The sequence below is a fragment of the Rhizobium sp. IY2 genome (assembly GCF_047532935.1).
Taxonomy (GTDB): Bacteria; Pseudomonadota; Alphaproteobacteria; order Rhizobiales; family Rhizobiaceae; genus Rhizobium; species Rhizobium anhuiense.
In genome coordinates this window covers 1,408,345-1,424,829 of record NZ_JBLKNU010000001.1, presented here as the reverse complement: position 1 = coordinate 1,424,829, position 16,485 = coordinate 1,408,345, and the positions used below count along the sequence as shown (strand labels likewise).

Genomic DNA, 16,485 nt, shown 5'->3' with positions numbered 1-16,485 from the left:
GGCCACTGACGGATTGAGGACGACATGAACAAAATCGTAAGCGGCAGCGAAACCGGAGCAAAGGCAGGTGAAGCGTCCGACCTCGCAGCGATCCTTGCCGCGTCGGGACGTCAGGGCAAGCGCAGCCGCTGGCGTGGGCGCCTGCTCATTCTTCTCCTCGTCATCGCCGCCGCCGCAGGCGCCGCTTATGTCTATATGGGCAGAGGGCAGAGCGAAGTGAGCTACGCCACCCAGCCGGCAAAACGCGGCGACCTGACCGTGCTCGTCACCGCCACCGGCTCGGTGCAGCCGACCGAGCAGGTGGATATATCGAGCGAGCTTTCCGGCACTGTCCGCGACGTCAATGTCGATTACAACAGCACGGTCAAATCAGGTGAGGTGCTCGCCCTTCTCGATACCAACAAGCTCGAGGCGGATGTGAAGAGTTCGCGCGCCAAGCTCAATTCGGCCAAGGCGAACGTCGTCAAGGCCAATGCCGACATGCAATCGGCAGGCACCTCGCTCGAGCGGTTGAAGAGCCTGGTCAGGAGCAATGTCTCCACCCAGCAGAGCCTGGACGACGCCACCTACAAATATGATTCCGCCGTTGCCGCCAAACAGATCAACGAAGCCGAAGTCCTCGCCGCGGAGGCCGACCTGCAACTGGCCGAAGTCAATCTCGCCAAGGCGAAGATCATCTCGCCGATCGACGGCGTCATCCTCACCCGCTCGGTCAATCCGGGCGCGACGGTCGCAGCCTCGCTTTCGGCTCCGATCCTTTTCACCATTGCCGGCGACCTGAAGAAGATGGAGCTGCAGGTCGATGTCGACGAAGCCGATGTCGGCCAGATCGCCGTCGGCCAGAAGGCGAAGTTCACGGTCGACGCCTATCCCGACCGGACTTTTCCCGCCGAAATCGAGCAGATCCGCTTCGCCTCCGAGGTGGTCAACAATGTCGTCACCTACAAGGCGGTGCTGTCGGTCGACAATGCCGATCTGCTGCTGCGCCCCGGCATGACGGCGACGGCCGATGTCACCGTCGAGGCCGTCAAGGACACGCTGATGGTGCCGAACGCCGCGCTGCGCTACGCTCCGGCGCAGGCGGAACGGCGCGGCCGCGGCATTTTTGGTATCTTCGGCCCGCCACGCCAGCGCAACAACAATGCCGGTTCGGCGTTGACGGGCACGCAGCGCCGTGTCTGGGTGCTGCGCAACGGCCGCCCGGTACCCGTCATCATCCAGGTCGGCTCATCCGACGGCCAGTTCACCCAGGTCGTCTCCGGCGACATCAAGCAAGACGACGCACTGGTGACCGACGCCACGACGCGTGCGAACTAGGCGGAGAGACGGATGGCAAGCCCGCCGCTCATCGAATTCAGGCAGGTCTCGAAAATCTACGGCGAGGGCGAGGCGGCGATCCGCGCGCTCGACCACGTCGACCTGGCGATCAACGCCCATGAATTCGTCGCGATCATGGGTCCGTCAGGCTCCGGCAAGTCGACGGCGATGAACATTCTCGGCTGCCTCGACGTGCCGACATCAGGCGACTACATCTTCCAAGGCATTCCGACCAGCGGCTTCGACCGCAGCCAGCTGACGCTGCTGCGCCGCCATATGCTCGGTTTCGTCTTCCAGGGCTTCAACCTCCTGTCGCGCACCTCGGCCGTCGAAAATGTCGAATTGCCGCTGATCTATCGCGGCATGGCGGTGCGCGAGCGGCGCGAACGGGCCCGCGAAGCCCTGGCGCTGGTCGGCCTCACCGGCCGCGAACATCACAAGACACAGGAACTGTCAGGCGGCCAGCAGCAGCGCGTCGCCATCGCCCGCGCCATCGTCACCGAGCCGGCACTGCTTCTGGCCGACGAGCCCACCGGCAATCTCGATACGAAGACCAGCGTCGAGATCATGGATTTGATGACGCGGCTGAACCGCGAGCAGGGCATCACCATCGTCATGGTCACCCACGAACCTGATATTGCCGCCTATGCGCAGCGGCTGCTGCGTTTCGTCGATGGAAAGCTGGAGACCGAAGTCGAGCACCGGAGGAGGGCGGATCATGTTCTTTGAGACGCTGAAGCTGGCGCTGCGGGCCATCAGCCGCAACATGCTGCGCTCCTTCCTGACCGTGCTCGGCGTCGTCATCGGCGTTGCCGCCGTCATCGCGCTGGTGACGATCGGCAACGGCACCACCGCGCAGGTCTCGACCGAACTGTCGCGGCTCGGCACCAACATGCTGTTCGTCCGTCCCGGCCAGTTCGGTCCCGGCCGGGCGAGCTCCGAGGCCAAGCGCTTCAGCGTCAAGGACGTCGCGGCGATCCGCGACCAGATTGGCGGCCTGAGGGCTGTCGCGCCGCTCAACCAGTCGACGGCGACGGTGATTTTCGGCGGCCAGAACCATTCGACCAGCGTGTCGGGCACCACCAACGATTATTTCGTCGCCCAGGACTGGAATCTGGCGCTCGGCCGCACTTTCACTCCCGCCGAGGAACGCGGCCAGTCTCGCTGCATCATCGGCGAGACGGTGCGATCGCAGCTCTTCGGCAGCGCCGACCCCACAGGCCAGCAGATCCGCGTCGGCAAGGTCTCATGCCCGGTCATCGGCGTGCTCGCCAAACGCGGCCAGTCCGGCATGGGCAACGACCAGGACGATGTCGTGATCATGCCGGTCAAGGTGTTCCAGCGGCGCATCAGCGGCAGTTCCAACGTGCCGCAGATCATCATCTCGGCGCGCGACGGCGTCTCCACGGCCAAAGTACAGTCCGACGTCGAAAATCTCCTGCGCGAGCGCCGCAAGATCGTGCCCGGCCGCCAGGACGATTTCAACGTCAACGACATGACGCAGATCGCCGAGGCGATGACCGGCACGACGACGCTGCTGACCGGCCTGCTCGGCGCCGTCGCCGCCATCAGCCTGCTCGTCGGCGGCATCGGCATCATGAACATCATGCTGGTCTCCGTCACCGAGCGCACCCGCGAGATCGGCATTCGTCTCGCAATCGGCGCACTGGAAAACCAGGTGCTCACCCAGTTCCTGGTCGAAGCCGTGGCGCTGTCGCTGTTCGGCGGCATCACCGGCATCGTGCTGGGGCTCAGCCTCGGCTTCGGCGCGGTGACGTTGCTGAAAGTGCCCTTCGTCTTCAGCCCGATGATGATCGCCGTCGCCTTCCTGTTCTCCGCGGCAATCGGCATGATCTTCGGCTATTTCCCGGCGAGAAGGGCAGCGCAGCTCAACCCCATCGAGGCGTTGCGGCACGAATAAATGCGTTGTGGGATGATGTGTCTCCAAGCTAACGGAGGGTGGGGAGGCGGCAGGAGCTATTTCACGGCTCGGGCGCTGGTATCGCAACACCATTCACCGATCTTCGCAGGCTCGCTATGTTATCTATCTGTCTCTATTATGATATATCAGCCTGACTTGCCATCGGTTTTCGAGCGTGCGACTATGTGATATATCAGCAGGGCAACGGATTCGGGCATGCAGACTTCACAAAGCCATCTTGCCTATCTCGCGCTGGAGCATCTGATCGTGACGCTGGCGTTGAAGCCCGGCGCGCTTGTTACCGAAAAGCAGCTGATCGATATGGCGGGCCACGGGCGCACGCCGGTGCGTGAGGCGATCCAGAAGCTCGCCTGGCAGGGGCTGATCCTGGTGAAGCCGCGCGTCGGGCTGCAGGTTGCCGAGATCGCGGCTGGGGATCATCGCAATGTCATGCAGGTGCGCCGCGAGCTGGAGCCGATCGCAGCAGGCTTGGCCGCCGAACATGCGAGCGACGAACAGCGCGCGCGTCTCGTCGACTGTGCCCGCGCCATGGACGAATGCACTGTGACGGGTGATCTCGCCGGCTTTTTTGCCGCTGACAAGGCCTTCGACGAAATTCTCGAGGATGCCTGCCCAAACGGCTTCATCATGGCGGCGCTCGGCCCGGTACAGACGCATTCGCGCCGCCTCTGGTATTCCACCGCAAGCCCGGAGCGCATGGATCGCGCCATCGCGCTGCATGTCGCCGTCATCCAGGCCATCCATCGGGGCAGGCCGGACGAGGCGCGCGCCACCATGGCGACGCTGATCAATTATCTCAGCCAGGAATAGAAACGGCCCCGTTTCCGGAGCCGTTGTCAGATCGGATTGTCGGGAAAATTTTCAGCCGACGAAAGCGCGCTCGATGACGAACTCGGCGGGCTTGCTGTTGGCGCCTTCATTGAGGCCGGCCTTTTCGAGCAGTTCCTTGGTATCCTTCAGCATCGCCGAGGAGCCACAGATCATGCCGCGGTCAATCGCCGGGTCGAGCGGCGGTACGCCGAGATCGGAAAACAGCTTGCCGGAGGAGATCAGGTCGGTGATGCGGCCGCGATATTCGAAATCCTCGCGCGTGACGGTCGCATAGTGGCGCAGCTTGTCGCCGACGACTTCCTTCAGCAATTCGTCATTCTGGATTTCGTGCACGAGGTCGAAGCCGTATTTCAGCTCGGCGACATCGCGGGTCGTATGGGTGAGGATGACTTCCTCGAACTTCTCATAGGTCTCAGGATCGCGGATCAGGCTGGCGAATGGCGCAACACCCGTTCCCGTCGAGAACATGTAGAGACGACGGCCGGGCGTCAGCGCGTCGAGCACCAGCGTGCCAGTCGGCTTCTTGCGCATCAGCACCTGGTCGCCCGGCTTGATCGCCTGCAGATGCGAGGTCAGCGGGCCGTCCGGCACCTTGATCGAGAAGAATTCAAGCTCTTCGGCCCAGGCGGGGCTGGCGATCGAATAGGCGCGGAAGACCGGCTTGCCCTCGACCATCAGGCCGATCATCGCGAACTCGCCGGAACGGAAACGGAAGCCCTGCGGCCGGGTCATCGTGAAGCGGAAGAGCCGGTCGGTGTAATGCGTCACAGCGAGCACCGTCTCGGCGTAAACGCCGGCGGGGATGGACGGGGCGAAGTCTTCGGTCTTTGCAGGCGCGTTCATTGCGGTAGAGGATCCCGTTTCGTCGGATGAACTGTCGGATGCGAGGCTGATATTACATATCGGGCCAGAATTAAAGGCATTCCATTCCATGCAGCGCCCATCAGAGGAAATATGCATGTCATTGTCAGGATTCAATGGCCACTAGGGGGCAAGCAGGGGCGGGCGGGGAAAGTCGTATTTCCTGCTGGCGAAGCCCGGCAAAGGATGCATATTAGAGCGGCGCGCCGAAATGGATGCCGGTTTTCGGCAAAAACGGTGCGACAACAAAGACCTACGGCGTCGGAACCCTCAGCAACAGGTCCGGCAATGGTGGCGAAATAAAAAAGATGCTTGCCGGGGCGAGCGCGATAGGGCGGTTGGGGGAATATGAAGATTTTCAACTACAAGCGTGTTCCTTACGCGGAGATGCGCGCCTTTTCCGTCCATATCCTGACGGCATCCGGCTCCTTCCTTGCCTTTCTCGGCGTCGTTGCCGCTGCCGAGCATCGCTTCATCGACATGTTCTGGTGGCTGGGTCTCGCCCTTCTCGTCGACGGCATAGACGGGCCGATAGCCCGCAAGGTGCGCGTCAAGGAAGTGCTGCCCACTTGGTCGGGCGATACGCTCGACAATATCATCGATTACGTCACCTATGTGCTTCTGCCGGCCTTCGCGCTCTATCAGAGCGGCATGATCGGCGAGCCCTGGTCCTTCGTCGCCGCCGGCATGATCGTCGTCTCCAGCGCCATCTACTATGCCGATATGGGCATGAAGACGGATGAGTATTTCTTCTCCGGCTTCCCGGTCGTCTGGAACATGATCGTTTTCACGCTGTTCGTCATCGATGCCAGCGCGACGACCGCGCTTGCCGTCGTCATTATCTCGGTGGTGCTGACCTTCCTGCCGATCAATTTCCTGCATCCGGTCCGCGTCAAAAGGCTGCGCCCGCTCAATCTCGGCGTCTTTTTCCTGTGGTCGGCACTCGGCATTTTTTCGCTGCTGATGCATTTCGACACGCCCGAATGGGCACTCGTTCTCTTTATCGTGACCGGGCTCTATCTTTACGTCATCGGCGCGGTGCTGCAATTCTTCCCCGCCCTTGGACGCGAAGCTTAGGATAGGCAGATGACCAAAACGCAGGCTGTTTCATTTTCGAGGACGGGCGGGCCGGAGGTTTTCGACTATGTCGAGATCGATCTCCCGTCGCCGTCGGCGGGCGAAGTGCAGATCAAGCAGGCGGCGGTCGGCCTCAATTTCATCGACGTCTATTTCCGCAACGGCAGCTACAAGGTGCCGCATCTGCCCTTCGTCACCGGCAAGGAGGGCGCCGGCACCGTGACATCGGTCGGCCCCGGCGTCGAGGATTTCAAGGTCGGCGACCGCGTCGCCTATGCCAGCGCCGATGGCGCCTACAGCGCTGAGCGCAATATCGAGACGCGCTATCTGGTGCATGTGCCTGACGGCATCGCGCTCGAAACGGCAGCGGCGATGATGCTGAAGGGCATGACCGCCGAATATCTGTTGAACCGCACCTTCAAGGTCGGGCCGGAGACCGTCCTGCTGTTCCACGCCGCTGCCGGCGGCGTCGGCCTGATCGCCGGCCAATGGGCAAAGGCGCTCGGCGCCACCGTCATCGGCACGGCGGGCTCCGAAGACAAGATCGAGCTGGCGCTTGCCCATGGCTACGACCATGTGATCAACTATAAGAGCGACAATTTCGTCGACCGTGTCCGCGAAATCACCAGCGGCAAGGGCGTCGATGTCGTCTACGATTCGATCGGCCGTGATACTTTTCCACAGTCGCTTGACTGCCTGAAGCCGCGCGGTCTCTTTGCCTCCTTCGGCCAATCCTCCGGTCCGATCGAGAATTTCACCCTGGCGATGCTGGCGCAGAGGGGTTCGCTCTTTGCGACGCGGCCTACGCTCTTCACCTATATCGCCGCGCGCCAGGAACTGATCGACAGCGCCAAAGCGCTATTTGATATTGTGCAAAGCAACAAAGTGCGTATCAATATCAATCAAACTTATCCGCTGCGTGAGGTTGGGCGGGCTCACGCGGATCTGGAAACAAGAAAAACAACAGGAACGACGCTGCTGATTCCATGAGATCCGAACGGACCGGTTGGCAGAAGAAATGAGGGGAACGTGTCGCCATTGAATGTGCCGGATTCCGGTGCGTTATTATCGGTCCAGAAGCTGACGAAGTTCTTCGGAAGCTTTGCCGCCTGCAATGAAATCGATCTCGATATCGCGCCGGGCGAAATTCACGCGCTTCTCGGCGAAAATGGTGCAGGCAAATCCACTCTGGTGAAGATGCTGTTCGGCGTTCTCGAGCCGACGGGCGGGCATATCCTGTGGCAGGGCCAGCCGGTTGCGATCACCTCGCCGGGCGAAGCCCGCAAGCTCGGCATCGGCATGGTCTTCCAGCATTTTTCGCTGTTCGAGGCGCTGACGGTTGCCGAAAACATCGCGCTGTCGCTCGATGACGCCATCCCGATCGACCGGATCGCCGAGGAGGCGAGGGCGCTGTCGGTCGCCTACGGCCTGCCGCTCGATCCGCATGCCCATGTCGCCGATCTCTCGGTCGGCGAGCGCCAGCGCATCGAGATCGTCCGCGCGCTGCTGCAGAACCCGAAGCTGATCATCCTCGACGAGCCGACCTCGGTGCTGACGCCGCAGGAGGCCGACAAGCTGTTCGAGACGCTGTTCAAGCTGCGTGCCGAAGGGCGTTCTGTTCTTTATATCAGCCATCGCCTGGAAGAGGTGCAGCGCATCTGCGATCGCGCCACTGTGCTGCGCCATGGCCGCGTGACCGGCGCCTGCGATCCCAGGCAGGAAACGCCTGCATCGCTCGCCCGCATGATGGTCGGCAGCGAAGTGGCGACGGTGACCCACCCGGAACGCAGCGACAAAGGCGAGGTACAGCTTGCCGTCGCCAATCTTTCCGTCTCTGCCCGCACCCCCTTCGCCATGCCGCTGCGCGATGTGTCTATGGCGGTGCGCTCGGGTGAAATTCTCGCCATTGCCGGTGTCGCCGGCAACGGCCAGAGCGAACTCTTCGATGCATTGTCCGGTGAATATCCGGTCGCCTCGGCAGAGGCGATCGTCATCCGCAAAAAGCACGTGGGCAATCAGGGCATTACCGCCCGCCGTCTTCTCGGCGCCGGCTTCGTACCGGAGGAGCGTCACGGCCATGCCGCCGTCTCCGCCATGAAACTCTCGGATAATCTCGTCCTTGCCCGCAGCCAGTCTGACCGCAAGGCGTTTCTGGGCCTGCTCGGCATCATCCGCCACGCTGCGGTGAAATCTGCCGCACGGCGCATTTCCGAGGCCATGGATGTCCGCAAGAGCGGCGATGATCCTGCCGCCGGCTCCTTATCAGGCGGCAATCTGCAGAAATTCATCGTCGGCCGCGAGCTCGACCGCCAGCCGGCGGTCCTCGTCGTCAACCAGCCGACCTGGGGCGTCGATGCCGGGGCGGCAAGCCGCATCCGCCAGGCCCTGGTCGATCTCGCAAGAAACGGCTCGGCCGTCGTCGTCATCAGCCAGGATCTTGACGAAATTTTCGAAGTGGCGACCGATATCGCCGTCATCTCCGAGGGCCGTCTTTCCCGCCCGTTCCCAGCGGGCGAACTGACGCGGGAAAAGATCGGCCTGCTGATGGGCGGCCTGCACGAGAGCAGCTCTGTACCCGAGGCGCCCCATGCGCATTGAACTTGAAAAACGCCCCGACGTCTCGAAGCTCTACGCTTTCGTCTCGCCGCTCCTGGCCCTTGTCCTGACGCTGGCCTTTGGCGCCATCATGTTCGCCATGCTCGGCAAGGACCCGGTCGAGGCCCTCGACGCCTTCTTCATCGAGCCGCTGCTCGAGGTCTGGTCGCTGCACGAATTGGCGATCAAGGCCGCTCCGCTGATCCTGATCGCCGTCGGCCTTGCCGTCTGCTACCGCTCGAACAATTGGAATATCGGCGCCGAAGGCCAGTTCACCATCGGCGCCATCACCGGTTCCTATCTGCCGATCGTCTTCTACGACTGGCATTCGCCGCTGGTGCTGCCGCTGATGCTGATCCTTGGCGCACTCGGCGGTGCGCTCTTCGCTGCCATTCCGGCGCTGCTGAAGGCGCATTTCAACACCAATGAGATCCTGACATCGCTGATGCTGGTCTATATCGCCCAGCTCTTCCTCGACTGGCTGATCCGCGGCGCCTGGCGCGATCCGAAGGGCTTCAATTTTCCGGTCTCGCGTGATTTCGCACCGGAAGCGGTGCTGCCGGCGATCTGGGAAGAATCTGGCCGCGCCCATTGGGCCTTCATCTTCGCCATCATTGCGGCGATCGGCGTCTGGTTCATGCTGCGCTATACGCTGAAAGGTTTCGAAATCGTCGTGCTCGGCCAATCCGAGCGGGCAGGGCGCTTTGCCGGCTTTTCGTCGAAGAAGATGATCTGGTTCAGCTTTCTCTTTTCGGGCGCGCTGGCCGGCCTTGCCGGCATCAGTGAGGTCTCAGGCTCGATCGGCCATCTGCAGCCGGCGATCTCGCCGGGCTACGGCTTCACCGCCATCATCGTCGCCTTCCTCGGCCGCCTTAATCCGCTCGGCATCATCGCATCCGGCCTGGTGCTGGCGCTGACCTATCTCGGCGGCGAGGCAGCACAGCTTTCGCTCGGCGTTTCCGACAAGGTCACCCGCGTCTTCCAGGGTCTGCTGCTCTTCTTCGTGCTCTCCTGCGATACGCTGATCTATTACAAAATCCGCATTGTCTGGTCGCGGTTAAGGGGTGGGGCGGCATGAGCATCTTCGAAGCCATTCTGCTGACCGTCATCACCGCCTCGACGCCGCTCGTCATCGCGGCACTCGGCGAACTCGTGACCGAGCGCTCCGGCGTTCTCAATCTCGGTGTCGAGGGCATGATGATCATGGGCGCGGTCGCCGCATTTGCCGGTGCGCAGAACTCGGGCTCCCCCTATATCGGCATTGTCTGCGGCATTGCGGCGGGTGCGCTGTTTTCTCTCCTGTTCGCCTTCCTGACGCTGACGCTGGTGGCAAACCAGGTGGCGACCGGGCTGGCGCTCACCCTACTCGGCCTCGGCGCATCCGGCATGCTCGGCGAAGCCTATGTCAGCGTGCCCGGCATCCGGCTTGGAGAGATCGTCATTCCCGTCCTGTCGGATATTCCGGTCGTCGGCCACGTTCTCTTCAGCCAGGATCTGATCTTCTACCTGTCGATCGCGCTTGTGGTCGGCGTCAGCTGGTTCCTGTTTCGCAGCCGGACCGGGCTGAAGCTCAGGGCGATCGGCGACAATCATGGTTCGGCCCATGCGCTCGGCATTCACGTCATCCGCACGCGCTACCTGGCGGTGATGTTCGGCGGCGCCTGCGCCGGTCTTGCCGGCGCGCAGCTTTCGCTGGTCTACACACCGCAATGGGCGGAGAACATGTCGGCCGGCCGCGGCTGGATCACTCTGGCGCTGGTGGTCTTCGCCTCTTGGCGGCCATGGCGGGTCTTTGCCGGCGGCTATCTCTTCGGCGCGGTCACCATCCTGCAGCTTCACGCGCAGGCCTTCGGTCTCGGCATTCCCTCGCAATTCCTCTCGATGCTGCCCTATGCCGCGACTATTGTGGTTCTCATCATCATTTCCCATAATCGGCGTACGACGTTGATCAACACGCCCGCGTCGCTCGGAAAAGCCTTCGTACCGGAGCGATAAAGCAACAACACAAGACGGGTTTCCGGAATAACTTCAAACCAACAGGGGTCACCATGAAGAAGTTCGCATTCGCCCTTGCCGCCTCGGCTGCCGCCGTGATTGGCATCTCTTCCGCCGCTCAGGCCGCTGACAAGACGAAGATCTGCTTCGTCTATGTCGGTTCGCATACCGACGGCGGTTATTCGCAGGCCCACGATCTCGGCCGTCAGCAGGTCCAGGCCGAGTTCGGCGACAAGATCGAAACGCCTTACCTCGAAAACGTGCCGGAAGGCCCGGATGCCGAGCGCGCCATCGAGCGCCTTGCCCGTTCCGGCTGCAAGCTGATCTTCACGACGTCCTTCGGCTTCATGGATGCGACGGTCAAGGTCGCCGCCAAGTTCCCTGACGTCAAGTTCGAGCACGGCACCGGCTACAAGTCCGGCCCGAATCTGGCGACCTACAACTCGCGTTTCTATGAGGGCCGCTACATTCTCGGCCAGATCGCCGCGAAGACCTCAAAGAATCACGGGGCGGCCTACATCGCCTCCTTCCCGATTCCTGAAGTCGTGATGGGCATCAACTCCTTCGAGCAAGGCGCCAAGTCGATCGATCCGAGCTTCAAGCTGAAGGTCATCTGGGTCAACACCTGGTTCGACCCCGGCAAGGAAGCCGATGCCGCCAAGGCGATGATCGACCAGGGCGTCGACGTTCTGACCCAGCACACTGATACGACTGCGCCGATGCAGGTTGCCGAAGAACGCGGCATCCACGCCTTCGGTCAGGCGTCGGACATGATCGCAGCCGGCCCGAAGGCACAGCTGACGGCGATCGTCGATACCTGGGGTACCTACTACTCCAAGCGCGTTCACGCGCTTCTGGACGGCACCTGGAAGTCCGAGCAGAGCTGGGATGGCCTGAAGGACGGCATCCTGAAGATGGCGCCGTACACGAACATGCCTGACGACGTGAAGAAGATGGCCGAGGAGACCGAAGCCAAGATCAAGTCGGGCGAACTGCATCCCTTTACCGGCCCGATCAACAAGCAGGACGGCACACCTTGGCTGAAGGCCGGCGAAAAGGCCGACGACGGTACGCTGCTCGGCATGAACTTCTACGTCGAAGGCGTCGACGACAAGCTGCCCGCGCAATAAGCCGCACTCAATTCGCAGTTGCGAAGGGCGCCCCCTGTGGGCGCTCTTTTTTTGCTGCAGCGCATCCCAAGATTCCGATTTACAAAAGTAATACTATATGATTTTTTGACCCTGCGCCGCGAGATGCGGCATTGGGAGGAAATCATGAAATTGAAGACTGCACTTTTGAGTGCCACGATTCTGGCTGCCTGCATGTTCGGTTCGGCTTCGGCCGCCGGCCTCACCGTCGGCTTCTCGCAGATCGGCTCGGAATCGGGCTGGCGTGCGGCTGAAACGACCGTGACCAAGGAGCAGGCCAAGAAGCGCGGCATCGATCTGAAATTTGCCGATGCGCAGCAGAAGCAGGAAAACCAGATCAAGGCTCTGCGTTCCTTCATTGCTCAGGGCGTCGATGCCATTCTCATTGCTCCGGTCGTCGAAACCGGCTGGGACGACGTTCTCAAGGAAGCCAAGGAAGCCAAGATTCCGGTCATCCTTCTCGACCGTACCATCAAGGCTCCCGACGATCTGTACCTGACGGCGGTTACGTCGGATCTGGTTCATGAAGGCAAGGTTGCAGGCGACTTCCTGGTCAAGACCGTCGGCGACAAGAAGTGCAACGTCGTCGAGCTGCAGGGCACCACCGGTTCGTCGCCGGCTATCGCCCGCAAGAAGGGCTTCGAAGAGGCTCTTGCCGGCCACGACAACCTGAAGATCGTTCGCAGCCAGACCGGTGACTTCACCCGCACCAAGGGCAAGGAAGTCATGGAAAGCTTCCTGAAGGCCGAGAATGGCGGCAAGGATATCTGCGCTCTCTACGCCCATAACGACGATATGGCGGTCGGCGCCATCCAGGCGATCAAGGAAGCCGGCCTGAAGCCCGGCAAGGATATCCTCGTCGTCTCCATCGACGCCGTGCCCGACATTTTCAAGGCCATGTCGGAAGGTGAGGCCAATGCCACGGTCGAGCTGACGCCGAATATGGCAGGTCCGGCCTTCGATGCGCTCGATGCCTACCTGAAGGACAAGAAGGCTCCGGCGAAATGGATCCAGACCGAGTCCAAGCTCTACACGCCTGCCGACGACCCGATGAAGGTCTATGAAGAGAAGAAGGGTCAGGGCTACTGATTGAACCTGGAACCGCACCGGCCCATCATGGACCGGTGCGGAACTGCCGGTGCCGGCCGGGCATCATGCCCGGTTTTGGCACAGGCGTAAGGCGCAATATCAGGAAACATCAGCCCTCATGGTTCACAATTTCGAGAATATTCTCGCAGCCTCCGGCATATCGAAATTCTTCCCCGGCGCCGTCGCCCTGGATAAGGTGGATTTCACGCTGCGCCGTGGCGAGGTTCATGCATTGCTCGGCGAAAACGGCGCCGGCAAATCGACGCTGATCAAGTGCATCACCGGCGCCTACCATCGTGACGAAGGCAGCCTGATGCTGGACGGCCAGGAAATCAATCCGGCCAATACGCTCGCCGCCCAGAAGCTCGGCATCGGCACGGTCTACCAGGAGGTCAATCTCCTTTCCAATCTGAGCGTCGCCGAAAATCTCTTTCTCGGACGCCAGCCGAGGCGTTTCGGCATGACCGAGGTCAGGGCGATGAACCGCAAGGCGCGCGATCTGCTTGCCGGCTATGGCATCGATATCGACGTCACCGCCGAACTCAGCCGTTTCTCCGTCGCCGTCCAGCAAGTGGTTGCCATCGCCCGTGCCGTTGACCTGTCAGGCAAGGTGCTGATCCTCGATGAGCCGACGGCAAGCCTCGACAATCAGGAGGTGGCGCTGCTCTTCCGCATCATCGAGGACCTGAAGCAGCGTGGGCTGGGCATCGTCTTTATCACCCATTTTCTCGAGCAGGTCTATGCGATCAGCGACCGGATCACCGTGCTGCGCAACGGCAAGCTCGTCGGCACCCGTGACGCTGCCGATCTGCCGCGCCAGGGCCTGATCGCCATGATGCTCGGCCGCGAACTGGCGCATGTCGAGGAGGCGGTGAAGGAACGCAGCCACGCGGCAGGCGAAGTCCGATACCGTTTTTCAGGCTACGGCAAACGCGGCAAAGTCAAACCCTTCGACCTTGAGGTGCGGGCCGGAGAGGTGGTCGGCATTGCCGGGCTGCTCGGCTCCGGCCGGACCGAAACCGCCGAACTCCTGTTCGGTATCGAACACGCCGACAGCGGCAGCGCCACGATCGACGGCCAGCCTGTGACGCTTTCGAGCCCGCGCGCCGCAATCGAAAAGGACTTTGGCTTCTGCCCCGAGGATCGCAAGACCGATGGCATCATCGGCGACCTGTCGATCAGGGAAAACATCGCGCTTGCGCTGCAGGCCCGCCGCGGCTGGACCCGGCCGCTCTCGCGCGCCGAACAGAACGCGCTCGCCGACCGCTACATCAAGGCGCTCGATATCCGCACCACTGATCGCGAAAAGCCGATTCGCCTGCTTTCCGGCGGCAATCAGCAGAAGGCGATCCTCGCCCGCTGGTTGGCGACCAATCCGAAGTTTCTGATCCTCGACGAGCCGACCCGCGGCATCGATGTCGGCGCCCATGCCGAGATCATCAAGCTGATCGAAGAGCTCTGTGCCGGCGGCATGTCGCTGATCGTGATTTCCTCGGAACTTGAAGAGCTTGTCGCCTATAGTTCACGTGTCATCGTCCTTCGCGACCGGCAGCATATCGCCGAATTGACAGGCGAACGCATCACGGCCGCCGGCATCGTCGAAGCCATTGCCGCCGCCGAACATAAGATGGAGGAGGCATGAGGTCCTCGCTGAAGGCGCTGGCCTATCGCCTGGCGCCGCAATTGATTGCGCTTGTTGTCATTCTTTTGTTGAATTTCATCACGTCGCCGCAGTTTTTTAATGTCGTGGTTCAAAATGACCGGCTGTATGGCAGCCTGATCGATGTGCTCAACCGCGGCGCGCCGGTGGCGCTGCTGGCGATCGGCATGACGCTGGTGATTGCCACCAAGGGCATCGACCTTTCCGTCGGTGCGGTCATCGCGATCTGCGGCGCTGTTGCCGCATCGTCGATTGTGTCTGGAAATTCAGTTGCTTATACCGTTATCCTAACGCTTTCGATTGGGCTTGCCTGCGGCGTCTGGAACGGTTTTCTGGTGGCTGTCCTGAACATCCAGCCGATCATCGCGACGCTGGTGCTGATGGTGGCCGGCCGCGGCATCGCCCAGCTCATCACCGAAGGCGCCATCTTGACCTTCAACGATGACGGGCTGACCTTCTTCGGCAGCGGTTCGCTGCTGCTTCTGCCGATGCCTGTGGTCACCTGGATTCTCGTCGGCCTGCTCGTCATTCTGCTTGTCCGCCGCACGGCGCTCGGCATGCTGATCGAGGCCGTCGGAATCAATCGCCGCGCCAGCACGCTCTCCGGCATTCAGACGCCGGTACTGCTGATGGCTGTCTATATGCTGAGCGGCCTCTGCGCCTCGATTGCAGGCGTCATCGTCGCCGCCGACATCAAGGGCGCCGATGCCAATAATGCCGGCCTCTGGCTGGAACTCGACGCCATCCTCGCCGTCGTCGTCGGCGGCAATTCTCTGCTCGGCGGCCGTTTCAGCATTCTCGGATCGCTGATCGGCGCGATGATCATCCAGGCGGTGAATACAGGCATCCTGTCTTCCGGCTTCCCGCCCGAATTCAACCTGATCATCAAGGCCGTCATCATTATCGTCATCCTCGTCATCCAGTCGCCGGCGGTGCAATCGCTCGCTATCTTTGCCAGCCGCCGGCAGGGCGGAAGGGAGCAGTCGAAATGAACTCCAAATACCTGCCGCTGCTTGCGACCATCGTCATCTTCGTGCTCGCCTATGCCGGCTGCACGCTGCAATATCCGAACATGCTGTCGACGCGCGTCATCGGCAATCTCCTGACCGACAATGCCTTTCTCGGCATCGCCGCCGTCGGCATGACCTTTGTCATCATCTCCGGCGGCATCGATCTGTCGATCGGTTCGGTCATCGCCTTCACCGGCGTCTTCCTTGCGGTGATCCTGCAGAACACCTCGATCCATCCGCTGCTCGCCTTCGCCCTCGTGCTCGTCATCACCACTGCCTTTGGCGGTATCATGGGCGCGATCATCCACTATCTCGACATGCCGGCCTTCATCGTTACGCTCGCTGGTATGTTCCTGGCGCGCGGCATGGCCTTCGTGCTGTCGATCGACAGCATCCCGATCGATAACGAATATTATTCGACGCTGACGAGCCTCTATTACCGTCTACCCGGCGGCGGCCGGCTGACGCTGATCGGCGGCATCATGCTTCTGGTCTTTGCCGTCGGCATCTTCATCGCCCAGCGCACCCGCTTCGGCACCAATGTCTATGCCCTCGGCGGCGGTCCGCAGACGGCGCGGCTGATGGGCGTGCCGGTCGGGCGTACGACGATCCAGATCTATGCGCTGTCGGGTTTTCTTGCGGGTCTATCCGGAATCGTTTTTTCGCTATACACCTCTGCTGGATATTCCCTTGCAGCAGTCGGCGTCGAGCTCGATGCGATCGCGGCAGTCGTCATTGGAGGGACGCTGCTGACCGGGGGAGCGGGATTCGTGGCGGGAACCTTGATTGGTATCCTGATCCAGGGGCTCATTCAGACCTACATCACCTTCGACGGCACGCTGTCGAGCTGGTGGACCAAGATCCTGATCGGCCTCCTGCTGTTTGCATTCATTCTGATGCAGAAGGCTATCCTGTTCCTTTCCAGTCTGAACAAGAGGTATGCCTGAGGGGGAGACGGAT

15 protein-coding genes are annotated in these 16,485 nt (G+C 61.6%); 14 read left to right on the top strand and 1 reads right to left on the bottom strand.

Going from position 1 to position 16,485, the window contains the following annotated elements; all coding sequences use genetic code 11:
• The first annotated feature begins 24 nt into the window (after positions 1-24).
• The 4 genes from ACMUVN_RS06935 (at position 25) to ACMUVN_RS06920 (ending at position 4,069) form a co-directional block, all read left to right on the top strand.
• The gene (locus ACMUVN_RS06935; protein WP_028757293.1) at positions 25-1,317 is read left to right on the top strand and encodes an efflux RND transporter periplasmic adaptor subunit; all 1,293 of its coding nucleotides are present in this window, start codon (positions 25-27) and stop codon (positions 1,315-1,317) included.
• 12 nt (positions 1,318-1,329) lie between these two features.
• Positions 1,330-2,046 carry an ABC transporter ATP-binding protein gene (locus tag ACMUVN_RS06930; RefSeq protein ID WP_028757292.1) on the top strand — a complete coding sequence of 239 codons (717 nt, stop codon included), beginning with the start codon at positions 1,330-1,332 and terminating at the stop codon, positions 2,044-2,046.
• Positions 2,036-3,238 carry an ABC transporter permease gene (locus tag ACMUVN_RS06925; protein WP_028757291.1) on the top strand — a complete coding sequence of 401 codons (1,203 nt, stop codon included), beginning with the start codon at positions 2,036-2,038 and terminating at the stop codon, positions 3,236-3,238. The genes ACMUVN_RS06930 and ACMUVN_RS06925 overlap by 11 nt, the downstream gene beginning before the upstream one ends.
• Before the next feature lie 216 nt (positions 3,239-3,454).
• The gene (locus tag ACMUVN_RS06920; RefSeq protein ID WP_063475564.1) at positions 3,455-4,069 is read left to right on the top strand and encodes a GntR family transcriptional regulator; all 615 of its coding nucleotides are present in this window, start codon (positions 3,455-3,457) and stop codon (positions 4,067-4,069) included.
• 51 nt (positions 4,070-4,120) lie between these two features.
• On the opposite strand, the gene ACMUVN_RS06915 is transcribed toward ACMUVN_RS06920, so the two are convergent.
• Positions 4,121-4,933: a ferredoxin--NADP reductase gene (locus tag ACMUVN_RS06915; protein WP_047615092.1), complete on the bottom strand. Its 813-nt coding sequence runs from the start codon at positions 4,931-4,933 to the stop codon at positions 4,121-4,123.
• Between the two features lie 366 nt (positions 4,934-5,299).
• On the opposite strand from ACMUVN_RS06915, the gene pcsA reads away from it, so the two are divergent.
• From pcsA to yjfF, 10 genes are all read left to right on the top strand, one after another.
• Positions 5,300-6,028 carry a phosphatidylcholine synthase gene (pcsA, locus tag ACMUVN_RS06910; RefSeq protein WP_063475565.1) on the top strand — a complete coding sequence of 243 codons (729 nt, stop codon included), beginning with the start codon at positions 5,300-5,302 and terminating at the stop codon, positions 6,026-6,028.
• Positions 6,029-6,037: 9 nt separating this feature from the next.
• On the top strand, positions 6,038-7,018 hold the full coding sequence (locus ACMUVN_RS06905; RefSeq protein ID WP_414814935.1) for a quinone oxidoreductase family protein: 981 nt from the start codon (positions 6,038-6,040) through the stop codon (positions 7,016-7,018).
• Positions 7,019-7,057: 39 nt separating this feature from the next.
• The gene (locus tag ACMUVN_RS06900) at positions 7,058-8,626 is read left to right on the top strand and encodes an ABC transporter ATP-binding protein (RefSeq protein ID WP_063475567.1); all 1,569 of its coding nucleotides are present in this window, start codon (positions 7,058-7,060) and stop codon (positions 8,624-8,626) included.
• The gene (locus tag ACMUVN_RS06895) at positions 8,616-9,701 is read left to right on the top strand and encodes an ABC transporter permease (RefSeq protein ID WP_028757437.1); all 1,086 of its coding nucleotides are present in this window, start codon (positions 8,616-8,618) and stop codon (positions 9,699-9,701) included. The genes ACMUVN_RS06900 and ACMUVN_RS06895 overlap by 11 nt, the downstream gene beginning before the upstream one ends.
• The gene (locus ACMUVN_RS06890; protein ID WP_063475568.1) at positions 9,698-10,618 is read left to right on the top strand and encodes an ABC transporter permease; all 921 of its coding nucleotides are present in this window, start codon (positions 9,698-9,700) and stop codon (positions 10,616-10,618) included. The genes ACMUVN_RS06895 and ACMUVN_RS06890 overlap by 4 nt, the downstream gene beginning before the upstream one ends.
• 53 nt (positions 10,619-10,671) lie before the next feature.
• Positions 10,672-11,748, top strand: coding sequence for a BMP family ABC transporter substrate-binding protein (locus tag ACMUVN_RS06885; protein WP_047615813.1), 1,077 nt, complete (start codon positions 10,672-10,674; stop codon positions 11,746-11,748).
• A gap of 144 nt (positions 11,749-11,892) precedes the next feature.
• The gene (gene ytfQ, locus ACMUVN_RS06880) at positions 11,893-12,855 is read left to right on the top strand and encodes a galactofuranose ABC transporter, galactofuranose-binding protein YtfQ (RefSeq protein WP_063475569.1); all 963 of its coding nucleotides are present in this window, start codon (positions 11,893-11,895) and stop codon (positions 12,853-12,855) included.
• A gap of 118 nt (positions 12,856-12,973) precedes the next feature.
• A complete protein-coding gene (gene ytfR, locus ACMUVN_RS06875; RefSeq protein ID WP_063475570.1) occupies positions 12,974-14,497 on the top strand; it encodes a galactofuranose ABC transporter, ATP-binding protein YtfR in 1,524 nt (507 codons plus the stop codon).
• Positions 14,494-15,507: an ABC transporter permease gene (locus tag ACMUVN_RS06870; protein ID WP_047615108.1), complete on the top strand. Its 1,014-nt coding sequence runs from the start codon at positions 14,494-14,496 to the stop codon at positions 15,505-15,507. Before ytfR ends, ACMUVN_RS06870 begins: the two co-directional genes overlap by 4 nt.
• Entirely contained in the window at positions 15,504-16,472 is a 969-nt protein-coding gene (gene yjfF / locus ACMUVN_RS06865; protein WP_047615110.1) for a galactofuranose ABC transporter, permease protein YjfF, read from the top strand. Before ACMUVN_RS06870 ends, yjfF begins: the two co-directional genes overlap by 4 nt.
• Positions 16,473-16,485 lie beyond the last annotated feature (13 nt).

Excerpts from the sequence above, each read along its gene's own strand:
- ACMUVN_RS06935 (WP_028757293.1), top strand. The coding sequence starts at position 25 with ATGAACAAAATCGTAAGCGGCAGCGAAACCGGAGCAAAGGCAGGTGAA.
- ACMUVN_RS06930 (WP_028757292.1), top strand. The coding sequence starts at position 1,330 with ATGGCAAGCCCGCCGCTCATCGAATTCAGGCAGGTCTCGAAAATCTAC.
- ACMUVN_RS06925 (WP_028757291.1), top strand. The coding sequence starts at position 2,036 with ATGTTCTTTGAGACGCTGAAGCTGGCGCTGCGGGCCATCAGCCGCAAC.
- ACMUVN_RS06920 (WP_063475564.1), top strand. The coding sequence starts at position 3,455 with ATGCAGACTTCACAAAGCCATCTTGCCTATCTCGCGCTGGAGCATCTG.
- ACMUVN_RS06915 (WP_047615092.1), bottom strand. The coding sequence starts at position 4,933 with ATGAACGCGCCTGCAAAGACCGAAGACTTCGCCCCGTCCATCCCCGCC.
- pcsA (WP_063475565.1), top strand. The coding sequence starts at position 5,300 with ATGAAGATTTTCAACTACAAGCGTGTTCCTTACGCGGAGATGCGCGCC.
- ACMUVN_RS06905 (WP_414814935.1), top strand. The coding sequence starts at position 6,038 with ATGACCAAAACGCAGGCTGTTTCATTTTCGAGGACGGGCGGGCCGGAG.
- ACMUVN_RS06895 (WP_028757437.1), top strand. The coding sequence starts at position 8,616 with ATGCGCATTGAACTTGAAAAACGCCCCGACGTCTCGAAGCTCTACGCT.
- ACMUVN_RS06890 (WP_063475568.1), top strand. The coding sequence starts at position 9,698 with ATGAGCATCTTCGAAGCCATTCTGCTGACCGTCATCACCGCCTCGACG.
- ACMUVN_RS06885 (WP_047615813.1), top strand. The coding sequence starts at position 10,672 with ATGAAGAAGTTCGCATTCGCCCTTGCCGCCTCGGCTGCCGCCGTGATT.
- ytfQ (WP_063475569.1), top strand. The coding sequence starts at position 11,893 with ATGAAATTGAAGACTGCACTTTTGAGTGCCACGATTCTGGCTGCCTGC.
- ytfR (WP_063475570.1), top strand. The coding sequence starts at position 12,974 with ATGGTTCACAATTTCGAGAATATTCTCGCAGCCTCCGGCATATCGAAA.
- ACMUVN_RS06870 (WP_047615108.1), top strand. The coding sequence starts at position 14,494 with ATGAGGTCCTCGCTGAAGGCGCTGGCCTATCGCCTGGCGCCGCAATTG.
- yjfF (WP_047615110.1), top strand. The coding sequence starts at position 15,504 with ATGAACTCCAAATACCTGCCGCTGCTTGCGACCATCGTCATCTTCGTG.